Annotated in this window: 10 protein-coding genes; 3 read left to right on the top strand and 7 right to left on the bottom strand. The window is 54.0% G+C overall.

Annotated elements, in window-relative coordinates; genetic code table 11:
- The first annotated feature begins 61 nt into the window (after nucleotides 1-61).
- Both KK078_RS19470 and KK078_RS19465 read left to right on the top strand, forming a co-directional pair.
- Nucleotides 62-856: a TrmH family RNA methyltransferase gene (locus KK078_RS19470; protein WP_254091981.1), complete on the top strand. Its 795-nt coding sequence runs from the start codon at nucleotides 62-64 to the stop codon at nucleotides 854-856.
- 73 nt (nucleotides 857-929) lie between these two features.
- On the top strand, nucleotides 930-2,495 hold the full coding sequence (locus KK078_RS19465; RefSeq protein WP_254091980.1) for a PAS domain S-box protein: 1,566 nt from the start codon (nucleotides 930-932) through the stop codon (nucleotides 2,493-2,495).
- A gap of 150 nt (nucleotides 2,496-2,645) precedes the next feature.
- Here KK078_RS19465 and KK078_RS19460 read toward each other — a convergent pair whose 3' ends face one another.
- From KK078_RS19460 to KK078_RS19430, 7 genes are all read right to left on the bottom strand, one after another.
- Nucleotides 2,646-5,039, bottom strand: a complete 2,394-nt coding sequence (locus KK078_RS19460; RefSeq protein WP_254091979.1) for an ABC transporter permease — start codon at nucleotides 5,037-5,039, stop codon at nucleotides 2,646-2,648.
- A 121-nt stretch (nucleotides 5,040-5,160) separates the two neighbouring features.
- Nucleotides 5,161-6,306 (bottom strand): glycosyltransferase, encoded by a 1,146-nt coding sequence (locus KK078_RS19455; protein ID WP_254091978.1) that lies wholly within the window; start codon nucleotides 6,304-6,306, stop codon nucleotides 5,161-5,163.
- Nucleotides 6,287-7,249 carry an NAD-dependent epimerase/dehydratase family protein gene (locus KK078_RS19450; RefSeq protein ID WP_254091977.1) on the bottom strand — a complete coding sequence of 321 codons (963 nt, stop codon included), beginning with the start codon at nucleotides 7,247-7,249 and terminating at the stop codon, nucleotides 6,287-6,289. Before KK078_RS19450 ends, KK078_RS19455 begins: the two co-directional genes overlap by 20 nt.
- Nucleotides 7,250-7,355: 106 nt before the next feature.
- Nucleotides 7,356-8,894 (bottom strand): YifB family Mg chelatase-like AAA ATPase, encoded by a 1,539-nt coding sequence (locus KK078_RS19445; RefSeq protein ID WP_254091976.1) that lies wholly within the window; start codon nucleotides 8,892-8,894, stop codon nucleotides 7,356-7,358.
- 24 nt (nucleotides 8,895-8,918) lie between these two features.
- Nucleotides 8,919-9,236, bottom strand: coding sequence for a hypothetical protein (locus KK078_RS19440; RefSeq protein WP_254091975.1), 318 nt, complete (start codon nucleotides 9,234-9,236; stop codon nucleotides 8,919-8,921).
- Nucleotides 9,237-9,312: 76 nt separating this feature from the next.
- Nucleotides 9,313-11,148: an ABC transporter ATP-binding protein gene (locus KK078_RS19435; protein ID WP_254091974.1), complete on the bottom strand. Its 1,836-nt coding sequence runs from the start codon at nucleotides 11,146-11,148 to the stop codon at nucleotides 9,313-9,315.
- Between the two features lie 18 nt (nucleotides 11,149-11,166).
- Nucleotides 11,167-12,897 carry a hypothetical protein gene (locus KK078_RS19430; RefSeq protein WP_254091973.1) on the bottom strand — a complete coding sequence of 577 codons (1,731 nt, stop codon included), beginning with the start codon at nucleotides 12,895-12,897 and terminating at the stop codon, nucleotides 11,167-11,169.
- Nucleotides 12,898-13,117: 220 nt separating this feature from the next.
- Between KK078_RS19430 and KK078_RS19425 the strand changes: the two genes are divergently transcribed.
- Nucleotides 13,118-13,366 carry a type B 50S ribosomal protein L31 gene (locus KK078_RS19425; protein ID WP_254084965.1) on the top strand — a complete coding sequence of 83 codons (249 nt, stop codon included), beginning with the start codon at nucleotides 13,118-13,120 and terminating at the stop codon, nucleotides 13,364-13,366.
- Nucleotides 13,367-13,377: the final 11 nt, after the last annotated feature.

Genomic DNA, 13,377 nt, shown 5'->3' with positions numbered 1-13,377 from the left:
CCGCGAAAAGTGCCGTGGGAATTCCCGAACTGTCCATACCTTTGGGAATTAACGGCTGCGCATGCACGTAAAGATCAACAGCACTCAGAATCCGAAAGTCAAACATTTGTTGTCGTTGGAAAAGCCCCGTGAGCGGCGTAAACAAGGTGTGTTTGTGATCGAAGGTAAAAAGGAGATCGGCCTGGCCCGCGACGCCGGCTATGCATTGGAGACGCTGTTCTTTTGTGAAGCGATCATCCCCGCCGCGGAAGCCGCGGAGTATACTCAACCACAGACCTTGCTGATCCCGGTATCAGAAGAGGTATTCGAAAAGATCGCGGTACGCGAAAGCACGGGCGGCCTGGTTGCCATCGCCAAACAAAAGCCGCACGGCCTGGACCGGCTGCAGCTTGGCAAACAACCCTTATTATTAATTGTCGAGGCGGTCGAGAAACCCGGCAACCTCGGCGCCATTCTGCGCACGGCCGATGCCGCCGGAGTGGACGCCGTGATCATTTGCGATCCGCAAACAGATTTTTACAATCCCAACGTAGTGCGGTCCAGTGTAGGCTGTGTATTTACCAAACAGATCGCCGCCGCTACATCGGAAGAAACTATTGCATGGCTTCGCAAAAACAACATCGCAATCTACTGTACCTATTTGCAGGCCTCGCGGCCTTACCACGAAATAGACTTCACACAACCGAGCGCCATTATCATGGGCACTGAGGCCACGGGACTTTCCGACGCGTGGGTAAAAAATTCCAACGCAAACATCATTATTCCCATGCAGGGAAAAATTGACTCGATGAACGTGTCAACCGCGGCAGCCGTTGTAGTTTTTGAAGCTAGGCGTCAGCGCGGTTTCGCTTTCTGACCAAATTATTCTACGGTTAGCAATACATCGCCGTTACATTTCTGTAACTTAGGGGTTGGAAAGACCACCTTTCATGGAGCCCCTCCCCCTGTATGAGAAGTCCTTGCCGGACGATAAGTTTCTGAACGCCCTGGCGAACGCTTATCGGCTGCAGGAAGCCATTATCAGCACGACCGAGCTGGCCGTGATCTCTACGGATATACACGGTACTATTACTAGCTTCAATCGGGCTGCTGAGCTGCTCCTCGGCTATGCCGCTGACGATGTGATGGACCGCGTCTCTATAGTAACCTTTCACGACACGCAAGAAATACTGCACCGTGCCACCATCCTGTCCGACGAGCTGAACAAAACTATCTCCCCCGGATTCGAAGTGTTCGTCGCGCGCCTGCAGGACAAAAAAAATGCCGAGCGCAGCGAGTGGACATACGTGCGCAAAGACGGTATTGTGTTTCCCGTCTCGATTTCGGTGACAGCTTTATGGGATGAAAAGAACGACCGTATTGGTTATGCGTTTATCGCAACGGACATCTCCATGCAAAAGCGAGTCGAAGAAGAATTCCGCCAGGTAAGCAATGAAAACGAACGCGTCTTTAGTTATACCGTCAACCTCAACGTGATTGCAGGCTTTGATGGCTATTTTAAAAAACTGAGTCCTGCGTGGGCCGACAAGCTCGGCTGGACCCTGGAGGAGCTGAAATCCCGTCCGTTCACCGATTTTGTACACGGCGATGACATCGGCGCTACGCAAGAAACCATGCGTTATATCCGCGGGGGCAACCATATCAATACGTTCGAAAATCGCTACCGTTGCAAAGATGGCTCGTACCGCTGGCTGCTGTGGAGCTCGTCCACCGATGTAGAGCGCCAGCTGATCTTCGCTTCCGCGATCGACATCACCGACCGTAAGAAATCAGAAGAGGAACTGATCCGCTCCAAGAACCACCTGGAAATAGTAGCCTCTGAGTTACAGGAGCAGAACCGGGCACTAGACGAGTTCGCGCACATCATCTCGCATAACCTGCGCTCACCCATCGGCAACATCAAGGCGCTGATCGGCCTCCTCAACGAGCAAAGCGGTATCGACGAGTATAAAATGATCTTCGAAAAGCTCAAGAACGTCTCCGGTAACCTCAGCGAGACAATGAACGAGCTGATGGAAACCTTAAAGGTCAAAAAGAACACCGAAGTAGAATATACCGACATCCGCTTCAAAGACATGCTCGACAAAGTGATCCAGTCACTCGAAGGCGAACTGATCCAATCGGAAGCCACGGTGACGTTTGATTTTAATGTGGCGCCGACGATCGGCTATTCAAAGACATACCTGGAAAGCATTTTCCAGAACCTGCTGAGCAATGCCGTGAAGTATCGCTCGCCCGATCGCAGGCCGGAGATCCATGTATCATCCAATATTGTCGACGGCAAAACCGAGCTGCGCGTGCGGGATAACGGCTTGGGAATTGACTTACAGAAGTTCGGGGATAAGTTGTTTGGATTGCACAAGACGTTCCATGAAAACAAAGAAGCCCGCGGCGTGGGGCTCTTCCTCACGAAGACGCAGATCGAAGCGATGGGCGGCGCCGTGACGGCGGAAAGTGAAGTCAATAAGGGAACAACATTTATCATTCGATTCTAAAAAAGCCGGTAGAAGACCGGCCACATGCGGAAACGTCTTGTTCTGTAAAGGCAGCCCTGAAAGGGCGGAACAATCGATGCATATGCGCCTCGAATTGTTGCGCCTTCAGGGCTAAATACGCTTGCATAAATATAGAAATAACCAGACGTACTACTCGTCCCTCAACGCCTTCACAGGATTAGAGGACGCTGCCCGCAGTACGTGGTAGCCCACCGTCAGCATCGTAATCAGGGCTGCCAGCAAGGCCGAAAGTATAAACGTAGCCCACTCCCCACTCAGCTCGATACGATACGCAAATTTTTGCAGCCACGAATTGGTAAAGTACCACGCCACCGGGAACGCAATGATCGTTCCGATGCCTACGAGTATAAAGAACTCCCGCGCCACCAGCATCACCAACCCCTGCACACTGGCACCGATCACCTTCCGGATGCCGATCTCTTTATACCGTTGCTGCGTGGTGAATGCCGCCAGGCCCAGCAAACCGAGACAAGCAATGGAGATCGTCAGCGCGGAGAAGAACGTGAAGATATAACTGCGCTTTTCGTCAGACTTATACTGCGAGTCGAACCGCTGATCCAGGAAGTCGTATTCAAACGGTATGTCGGAGAATACGCCGTTCCACGTATTTTCAATAGCCGCCAGTGCCTCTTTCGTATCTTCACCTTCCTTGATGCGGGCAAAGAGCAAATAGTTATCGTCTTCGCTCAACATGATCATCAGTGGTTCGATCACGCCGTAAAGTGAATTCTGGTGATAGTCCTTTACCACACCTACTACGCGTTTTTCAATCGGCTGCTCGTCCTGGAAGACGAACCGTTTGCCAATGGGATCTTTCCACCCCATGCGTTTTACCATGGCTTCGTTTACCAGCACGGCAAACGTCGTGTCTGAAGATACATCGCGCGAGAAGTCGCGGCCCTGGACCACATGCATGCCGATGCTTTTAATAAAGTCGAAGTCCGCGCGGTAGAGGTTGATGCCCCGCTCTACCAGCTTGCCTTCGCTATCGTCCACCTGTAGCAGCAGCTTACCGATACCGTCGCCGGGGCCTGCATTGGAAGCGCCCGCCCACTCCACTCCCCGCGTCTGGCGCAGGCGCTCGGCCAGCACCCCGGATTTTTTCACCTGGTCCTCTCCCGACAGCGCTATGCACACCACGCGGTCTTTTGTGAACCCCAGGTCCTTCGTGCGCATGTATTGCAGCTGATCGAACACGATCATCGTACTGATTAGCATGAAGATGGAGATCGAGAATTGCAGCACGACCAGCACCTTGCGGAAGATCACGCTGCCGCCCCTGGCCGAAAGCTTTCCCTTCAATACCCCGATCGGGTTAAAGCTCGAGAGGTAAAAGGCCGGGTAGCTTCCGCCCCCTACGCCTACCACCAATACGATCGCCAGCAGGCTCAGCAATACCGGCGCCTGCATTACATAGCTGAACGGCATCTTTTTATTCGCCAGCTCATTAAACGCCGGCAGCAATGCGTAGATCAACAGCAGGCTGATGACCAAGGATGTGAACGTGATCACCACAGACTCCATGATGAACTGCGCCATAAGCTGTGTACGGGGCGAGCCCATCACCTTGCGAATGCCCACCTCCTTGGCACGGTTGGCCGAGCGCGCCGTGGCAAGGTTCATATAGTTGATAGATGCAATGACAAGCATAAACACCGCGACGGCCGCGAAGATATATAGCACGCTCATGCTCCCGCCCGCTTCCGCTTCGTCCTGGATCTCGGAGTATAAGTGAATGTCGATAATGCGCTGCAGCTCATAACGAATGGTGATGCCATACTGCGCAAAGATGGGGTCGACCTTTTCTTTCACGATCTTCTCCAGGTTGGTGTACATCTTGCTGAGGTCGTAACCCTCGGGCAGCTGGATGTAGGTATAGATCCCGAAGTTCCCCCAGCTGCCGACGGCATCTTTCGGGCGGCTGCTGGCCGAGATCAGGCCATCGAAAATGAAGTGTGAGTTGAGCGGTACATCTTCCATGACCGCCGTAACCTTAAACGTTTCGCCACGCTGGTTCTGGAACGACTGGCCAATGACATCGGTCTTGCCAAAATATTTGATCGCGATGCTGCGCGTCAGCACGATCGAGAACGGCTCGTCCAGGGCGGTGCCGGGGTCACCCGCCAGGAACGTATAGGTGAACATGTCGAAGGCGGTGGAGTCTGCCTGGAAGAACTTGTCTTCATAGAACTCCTTTTCTTCGTAGCGGTATAATGTACGGCCGGTGCCAAAAAAGCGCACGGCGTTTTTAACTTCCGGGTAATTATCGCGTACCTCTTCGGCAAACGGTATTTGGGCCACCGCCCAGGTAAAAGCATCATCCGTTTCCTTGATGTGGGTAACGACCCGGTAAATGTTGGGAGCATCTTTGTGGTAACGATCAAAGCTCAGCTCATCGAGGATATACAACAGCAGGAACATGCTGCAGGTAATGCCCACCGTAAGGCCGAGCACATTGATGCCGGTGTAGGCTTTTTCTTTACGCATGTTGCGCAGGGCGATGAGGAGCAGGCTTTTTAACATAGGTCGTGGGGTTATCCGGATATCTTCGGAGATGTCCGGAAGTTACCAAAAGTTGCACAAATCCGGCGATCTTTTTTACACCCGCTCCTCCCCCATCTGGATGGAAACGTCGCCAGGCGAATTACCCCTGCGCGCTGATCAGCTCCGTATAGTACCCCTCCAGCCGTTGGGTTTGGGTGGCGACGTTAAATTCCGCTTCTACGCGGGCCCGGGCGGCCACGCTAAAGGCCTCGATGCGGTCGGCCTGCTCGAACAGCCGGGCCAGGCATTGGCGCAGGCTGTCAACGTCGTTCTCTTCGGCCAGGAAGCCGTGTACACCGTCGTGCACCACCTCGGGTATATCGGAGTGTTTCGTGGAAATAATGGCCATGCCGGTAGCCATCGCGTCGACAATCGCCATCGGCGTACCCTCTTTGTTATTCTTACTGCCCGTGCGGCTGGCTTGTATCAATACGTCACACCGGTACGACAGATCGATAAAATACGCATACGGCTTATAACCGTGCAGCGTCACGCGGTCCTGTATGCCGCCCGTCGCGATCGCCTCGAGAATGACAGGCTTCAGCACGCCGTCGCCAATGATATCGAGGCTGAAGTCGTATTGTGTGCGCAGCGCAGCCAACGCGCGTACGGCCAGCTCGATGCCCTTTTTCTCCAGGAAGCTGGACGCGATCAGAAAGCGGATCTTACCGCCCCGCGCCACGGTACGTTTCTCAAAACGGATGGTATCGGCGTCGATGCCCAGGTGGTGGATCGCGATCTTATGCTCCGGGCAGCCTAACCGTATCAGCTCGGCTTTCATATAGGGGCCGAGCACCAGCAATTTATCGGCATCCCGAAACAGCGCCTGGTAACGCGCGCGGTTGGCGGGTAGCGTGGGGAAAGAAAAGACGTCGTCGCCGTAGAAGCTGCAGATCATCGGTATGTTCAGCTTCTTTTTCAGACCGGTCATTTTTACACCGTGGTAGCCGAAATGTACATGCAGTACTTTTGCTTCGTGCTGCCGACAGGCACGTTGCATAAAGCCGAAGTAGCCAAATATCTTGAAGAAGGCGACCGACACGTATTGCCATACCTTGCCCCGATCGTCGAGGCTATATACCGGCGAGAGGGGGAACAGGTTGAGGTTCTCCTTCTTTCGGGTCAGGAATATCGGGCGGTAAGACCGGTGGTGTGTGAGTGTCCGGTAGATCCAGTTCTGGGTGAGCGGTAAATAGGTCGAGGCGTAGTGGGCGCAGCAGACCCGGTCACGTGTTGCTTCTGTCATAAAATGCAATGGTCTCTTTCATGGCCGCATCAAAACTCGTACGGGGCATCCAGCCGGTATGTTGTTTCAGCAAGCCGATGTCGGCAATGTAGTCGCCCGTCTCGATCTTTTTGGCGATCTCCGGCCATGGCCGGAATGTTACCTGCGTCGCCGGGATATACCGTTGGATCACCTCTACCGCCTGGCGCAGCGAGATGCCCGCGCCGGCGCCGGCGTTGTATATATTCCCCGCCATGGCCGGCGTGTCCATCACCCGGGTCAATACCTCCACCAGGTCGTCGATATAGATGAAGTCGCGTTGCTGGCTGCCGTCGCCGTAGATCTCGATCGGCTCGCCCACGAGCGCCTTGTGTATAAACCAGTTGAGGATGCCGTAATTGTTGCTGCCAAAGCGCTGGTACGGACCAAACGGATTGGCAATGCGGAAGATGACCGAGCGAATGCCATACAGACGCTGGTATAACAAATAATAATGCTCGGTGGTGATCTTGTGAATGGCGTAGATCGACTCGGGCTGCAACGGGTGGTCCTCGCGCACCGGGTTTGCCGTGGGCTTGCCATACACCAGGCGGCTCGAAGGGAACACGAGCAGCGCCCCGGGGTTATACTGGCGACAGGCCTCGAGTATATTGAGGTGCCCCTTCAGGTTCGTGTCCAGGTCGTGGTACGGATCGCGGATGCTGTCGGCGGCGCCCGAGCTGCCGGCCAGCGAGAAGATGACATCAAACCCCGCCACCAGGTTGTTCATCAACTGCGGATTCAGGATGCTGCCTTGCAGGGTATGCTGTCGTACCGCGGGCGTCAGGAAACCATCGGCCTCGCTGTGTATCCGTTCCGTCAGGATGGTGACGGTGTGGCCATCGTGCGCCAGGCGCTTGTACAGGTTCTTGCCGATAAAGCCGAGTCCGCCCAGTATAAGTATCTTCTTCGTTCCTGTTGGCATTTCCGTACGGCTATTCCTGTGGGGGGTTACACTGCTGTGTGCTGCGTTGTGCAGACACCAGCCCAAAAATAGCGTAAAATATCGGCTGCCAAAATCCCCGGCAGGCTTACCCCGCCCACCCCTCGCGGTCGAGGCTGCGGTATTGAATCGCCTCTGCCAGGTGCTCGACGCGGATGTCCGCAGCACCACTCAGGTCGGCGATGGTGCGCGCTACTTTCAGAATGCGATCGTAGGCCCGCGCCGAGAGCCCCAGCCGCTCCATCGCGGTCTTGAGCAGCTTGCGGCCGGCTTCGTTCAGCTCGCATACTTCCTTCACCATGTGCGAGGGCATCATGGCATTGCAATAGAGGTCGTCGTGCGCCTTAAAACGCTCGGCCTGTACTTCCCGGGCTTTGACAACACGCTCGCGGATCTGCTCACTGCTCTCCGCCTTGCGGTTCGCGGTCATCTCGTCAAAGCTGACCGGCACCACTTCTACGTGCAGGTCGATGCGATCCAGCAATGGCCCGCTGACGCGGCGTAGGTAACGGTGTACCACGCCCGGCGCGCAGACACACTCTTTCTCGGGGTGATTATAGTATCCGCAAGGACATGGATTCATGGACGCCACCAGCATAAAGCTGGCCGGAAAGTCAAGCGATATTTTTGCACGCGAGATGGTCACGCGTCTTTCCTCCATCGGCTGCCGCATCACCTCCAGCACCGAGCGCTTAAACTCGGGCAGCTCGTCGAGGAACAGCACACCGTGATGGGACAATGATATCTCACCGGGTTGTGGATGACCGCCGCCGCCCACGAGCGCGATGTCCGAAATGGTATGGTGCGGGCTGCGAAACGGCCGGGTGGTCATCAACGCTGCATCCTTGCCAAGCTTACCGGCTACGGAGTGTACCTTGGTCGTCTCAAGAGCTTCGTTGAGCGTAAGCGGCGGCAGAATGGACGGCAGCCGTTTGGCCAGCATAGTCTTACCAGCACCCGGCGGGCCGATCATGATGACGTTGTGGCCACCGGCCGCGGCGATCTCGAGCGCGCGCTTGATACTCTCCTGCCCCTGCACATCCTTGAAGTCGATGGGATAGCTACTATTGCTGGCGGCAAACAGCTCACGTGTGTCGACGTGTACCGGTTCGATCGTGGCCTTGCCGGTCAGGAAGTCGATCGCTTCTTGTAGCGTGCGTACCGGAAGGATATCGAGAGAGTTGACGATGGCCGCTTCGCGGGCATTGTCGGCAGGTAGTATAAATCCGGTGAACTTCTCTTTGCGGGCTTGAATGGCAATGGGGAGCGCTCCTTTTATGGGCCGTAGCGTGCCATCGAGGGCGAGCTCGCCCATGATGATATAACGTTCCAACTGTTCGGTTTGGATCTGCTCCGAAGCCTGGAGCACGGCCAGGGCAATGGGCAGGTCGTACGCGGCGCCTTCCTTGCGAATATCGGCCGGTGCGAGGTTTACCACGGTTTTATTACGCGGCATGAAATAGCCGCCGCTTTTCAACGCCGCCTCCACCCGATGCTGGCTTTCTTTTACGGCGTTGTCAGGCAAGCCGCTTAAATGAAAATGCAGACCCTGAATGATATTTACCTCGACGGTAATCGTGCGTGCGTCCACCCCGTAGACAGCCCCGCCAAAGGTCTTAGCAACCATGACGGCCCGGGGGGTTGATGATGCTTACTTCGTCTGTGATGCGGGATTGCCGGCGCTCTTGGACGAGGCCTCCTGCATGTCGAAAAGTTTTGCCTTGAGGGTGTTCAGCTCCTGTATCAGGGCTGCTTTTTCCCGTTGCGAATCGCGATTGATGATCCATGACCAAATAACGTCTGCTATGATAAGAATGACTCCCAAAAAGGTGACCCACTTAAAGTAAGGCACCCAGCTTACCATACTGAAGAGCAGGTTGGTGTTATTGTCGAGTACAACAGTGAAGATGAATGCACCCAGGTGAAAAAGTGCAAATACGATATAAAAAATTACTCTGTTCTTACTCATGATTAAAAACCAATATGCTCGTTAGTACGATATACTTGTTAAAGGTAACTGAAAAAAAGAAATTCTACTAACGGGCTTACCTGTCCATGGTTTGAATTTCTATAAGTTTTTTATACAGACCGCTCTGGTTTAGCAATGTTTCGTGGCGCCCCCGTTCAACGATCTGACCGTTTTGTATCACAACGATCTCGTCGGCATGCTGGATGGTGCTCAGCCGGTGGGCGATCACGATCGAAGTACGGTTCTTCATGAGGTTATTGAGCGCATCCTGCACCAGCCGCTCCGACTCGGAATCCAGCGCCGACGTCGCCTCGTCGAGGATCATGATCGGCGGGTTTTTTAATACCGCCCGCGCTATGCTCAACCGCTGGCGCTGTCCGCCCGACAGTTTCGAACCGCGCTCACCGATGACCGTCTGGTACCCATCGGGTGTCTGCATGATAAAGTCGTGGGCGTTGGCCACACGGGCGGCCTGGATCACATCTTCCTCGCGTACGTGCTCAAGGCCGAAGGCGATGTTGTTAAAGATCGTATCGTTGAACAGGATCGATTCCTGTGTAACAACACCCATCTGCTTGCGCAAAGATTCAAGCTCATAGTCCCGCAGCGACACACCGTCCAGCAACACTTCTCCCTCCGTGGGGTCATAAAAACGTGGTACGAGGTCGGCCAGCGTGGACTTGCCGCCACCCGAGGGGCCGATCAGCGCGATGGTCTTGCCCTTTTCAACCTTCAGGTTGATATTTTTCAACACCAGGTCGCGCTCGTAAGCAAAGCTCACATTCCGGAACTCGACAGATTCCTTAAATTCTCCGATGGGTTTCGCGTCAGGCTTATTTTTTACCAGGGGTTGTGTATCGATCACGCGAAAGATCCGCTCCGCCGACACCGTTCCTTTTTGCACCGAGGTGATACCATTCGAGAAGTTTTTAGCCGGTTGAATGATCGACGCAAACAGGGCCAGGAAGCCCAGGAACTTACCCGGTGTCAGCTCCGGGTTCTCACCCAATACCATGGAGCCGCCAAAGTACATCAGGCCGGCCATGATCATTACGCCCAGCGTCTCCGACACCGGTGAGGCCAGCTCGTTCTTGCGGGCCATCGACAAGTTCACCTTGCGGTGATAGCTGGTTTCCGCATCGATCTTGCCCAGCACAAACCAGCGGGCGTTAAAGGCGTTGATCACCCGCATGCCGCCAAACGCTTCATCTAAAATATTGACGATGCGCCCCTGCGATTCCTGGCTCTGAATGGCCCGGCGCTTCAGGCGTTTGATGATCTCTGACAGTATCCCCCCCGTAATAGGAAACACCAGCAAAGTAAAAAGTGTCATTTTTACTGATATAAAGAATAGTACACCAAAGGTGACCAGGATGGTAATGGGCTCTTTCAGTACAAACTTCAAACTGTTGACCGCTGCGTTTTCGACTTCCACTACATCATTGGTAAAACGTGAGATCAGGTCGCCCTTGCGCTGGTCATTGAAGTAACCCACGTGGAGCTGCGATACCTTGTCGAAAATATCCATGCGGATATTCTTGACGACATCCACCTTGATACGCGATGCGGCCATGCGTTCCATATAACGAAAGACGCTGGCGATGAGCATACTCACCACCAACGCAATGCAGATAAAGAGCAATGCCTGCATAATACCATAGTCACGAACCGTGGTCAGAATATGGTAATTGAAAAGGTCCGTCGCATAGTCGAGCGAAGGCTCGAACGTGGGGTATGCCGGCACCGCCTGGCTGGCGTCTTTAGTATCGCCAAACAGGGTGTCGAGCAACGGAATGACGAGGGCATAATTCACGACCCCGAAGACAATGCCCAGAACGGAATATCCAAAGAACTGCACCAGGCGAATGCCCAGGTTAGGAACGTACCGTAATACTCGAAAATATACTTTCATGAAAAGATCTGACCGTCGTTAAAATTCGTACGAGCGCCGCGCAATATTCCAGCGTAACGCCACAGACGTAATGGATGTATTATTATTGTAAAATGCCAGGTTTGCCTTGCTCTGTCGCAGCACCACGTTCAGGTCGATGAACAGGTTGTGCCGAAACTGCCACGAGGCGATAAAGCTGGCATACACCAGGTCGTTCTTCACGCCCTGCCCGATGCTGTTGTTATACTCTTTCTCGCGGGTGGTATTCCGCTTCAGGATATCGCCCCCCCAGTTGTACTTAAAGTTCTGCGGATCTTCGCTGCCCCAGTTGTAATCGGTCGAGTCGCGCCCCACGCGCGTCACCATCAGCTTGCCCGTCAGGTTCAGACGCGGCAGCGGCTGATACCGGAGTATACCGACCAGCTCCTCGAAGTTGGCGCCCAGCGGGTGGGCCAGCGGTTGCTGGTAATGGCTGTAGTTGGCATAGTTGGTATTGTGTGAGTAAATGAACGGCCGGGCGATGTTGACTTCACCCTGCAGGTCGAGGTTGGGCACACCAAAGGCGTCGATATATTTTCCGCCCACCTGCACGGCAAACTTGTTGGCCCACCAGCCGTCACGCGCTTTGATGTGATCGAGTACAAACTCGTCGAGCACGAACTGTCCGTAAAACGAAAGCTTGCGGACAGCGTTCCACTTAAAGTCCATACCGAGAATAACGTTGTCGCTGCTGCCGTTCTGCTGTTCGATGGCGCGGTAGAAGATGATGGGGTTGAGATACGCCCATTCAAATTTACCGGCCCCCAGCGTATCGTCAGGACTAAAGATCACAGACTCGAACACCCCGATGTTCAGCTTCTTGCCGATGTTCACACTGAGGTGGTGAAAGGTCACAAACTTGTCGGGATAGCCCTGGTCCATCTGCCGGCTGCCGCCCAGGTTGCCGGTGATGTCGGCCGTCATTTCGCTGACGAAATATTGATAGTTCAGCTTCCACACTTTGATGTTGGCCTTGAAGAACGACACCGGCGGGGCATAGTCGGAGAAGATGAACGAGCGCACGCCGTTGCCGATAAAGAAGCGGTCGTAGCCCATTTGTAAATTTATGCTGCGGCTGGCATCCACCGTGATGTGACCGCGGGCCTGCAGGAAGTCGACCCCCTTGCCCGACTTGAACTCCTTCCAGAACCCCTCGTGGGGTATGACCGGATTGAGCGACATCTGCTTCCATACATACGACGGCAGCACAGCCTGGTTATCGGCGAGGTAGGTATAAAAACCGATCTTACGGTCGACCATTCCGCGCACCTCCACACCCCGCGTGTTGATGAAGAGGGCGTCGTCACGCTGCGAATCGTGGCCGGTACCCAGGTATAGCACGGGGTTTACGTGCAGGTCGAACTCGGGTTCGTCTACGTGAAAGAGATCGGACTTTTTGCGGTAGAAGTGTTTGAGGAAGGGCTTTTTGCTGTCGGCGGTTTCCGCCCGGGACCACTCCCAGCTGTCGTCTCGTAAATAATTGTAGTTAAACCGGTCGGCGCGGGACTGGAACCCTTCCACGGCGTTGACGGAATCGACCAGGGCAATGATGGCCGATCGCTTATAGGGTTTTACAGAAGTAAAAAGCTGGGGTAGGATGTAGCCCGTTTTTACTTCGTAGCGGTCTACAAGGTGATAATAATCTTCATTCAAGGGGGCATACGAGCTTTGGGCAACGGCGGTGGCAGCGGCCATGCACCCGATCGCCAGCAGGAAGTAGCGTTTTATCATGCCTGTGAAATTATCTGCAAATGATTGAAATCCAAGGGCAAAGCGGTATTGCGGGGCATGTTTCAATCGCTGACCAGGATTATTAGCTTAAAAAATGGTTAATTCCGGGGCCGCAAGATACCCGAAAACAAGTTCTGAATCAAAACCGGCGCCAGCGTTTGGATATCCGCGCAAGCTCCTTATCTTTGCACTCCTTTTAAGGCAAAAAGCACGAATCGATATGAAAAAAGGCATTCATCCGGAGTACAAGGAAGTGGTTTTCTGGGATACTTCCAGCGATCATAAATTCATCAGCCGTTCTACTCAGTCTCCCAAGGAGACTATCAAAATGGAGGATGGCAAAGAGTACCCTGTTATCAAGGTCGAAGTAAGCTCTGCTTCGCACCCGTTCTTTACTGGCAAGAAGCTGTTCGTCGATACAGCCGGCCGCGTAGAGAAATTCAAGAACAAGTATCAGAAGAAAGCATAATAACTTCTTCT

The sequence above is a fragment of the Dawidia soli genome, from assembly GCF_018598185.1.
GTDB classification, from domain to species: domain Bacteria; phylum Bacteroidota; class Bacteroidia; order Cytophagales; family Cyclobacteriaceae; genus Ohtaekwangia; species Ohtaekwangia soli.
The sequence above is the reverse complement of the archived record's forward strand: the minus strand, read 5'-3'. Positions and strand labels throughout refer to the sequence as shown.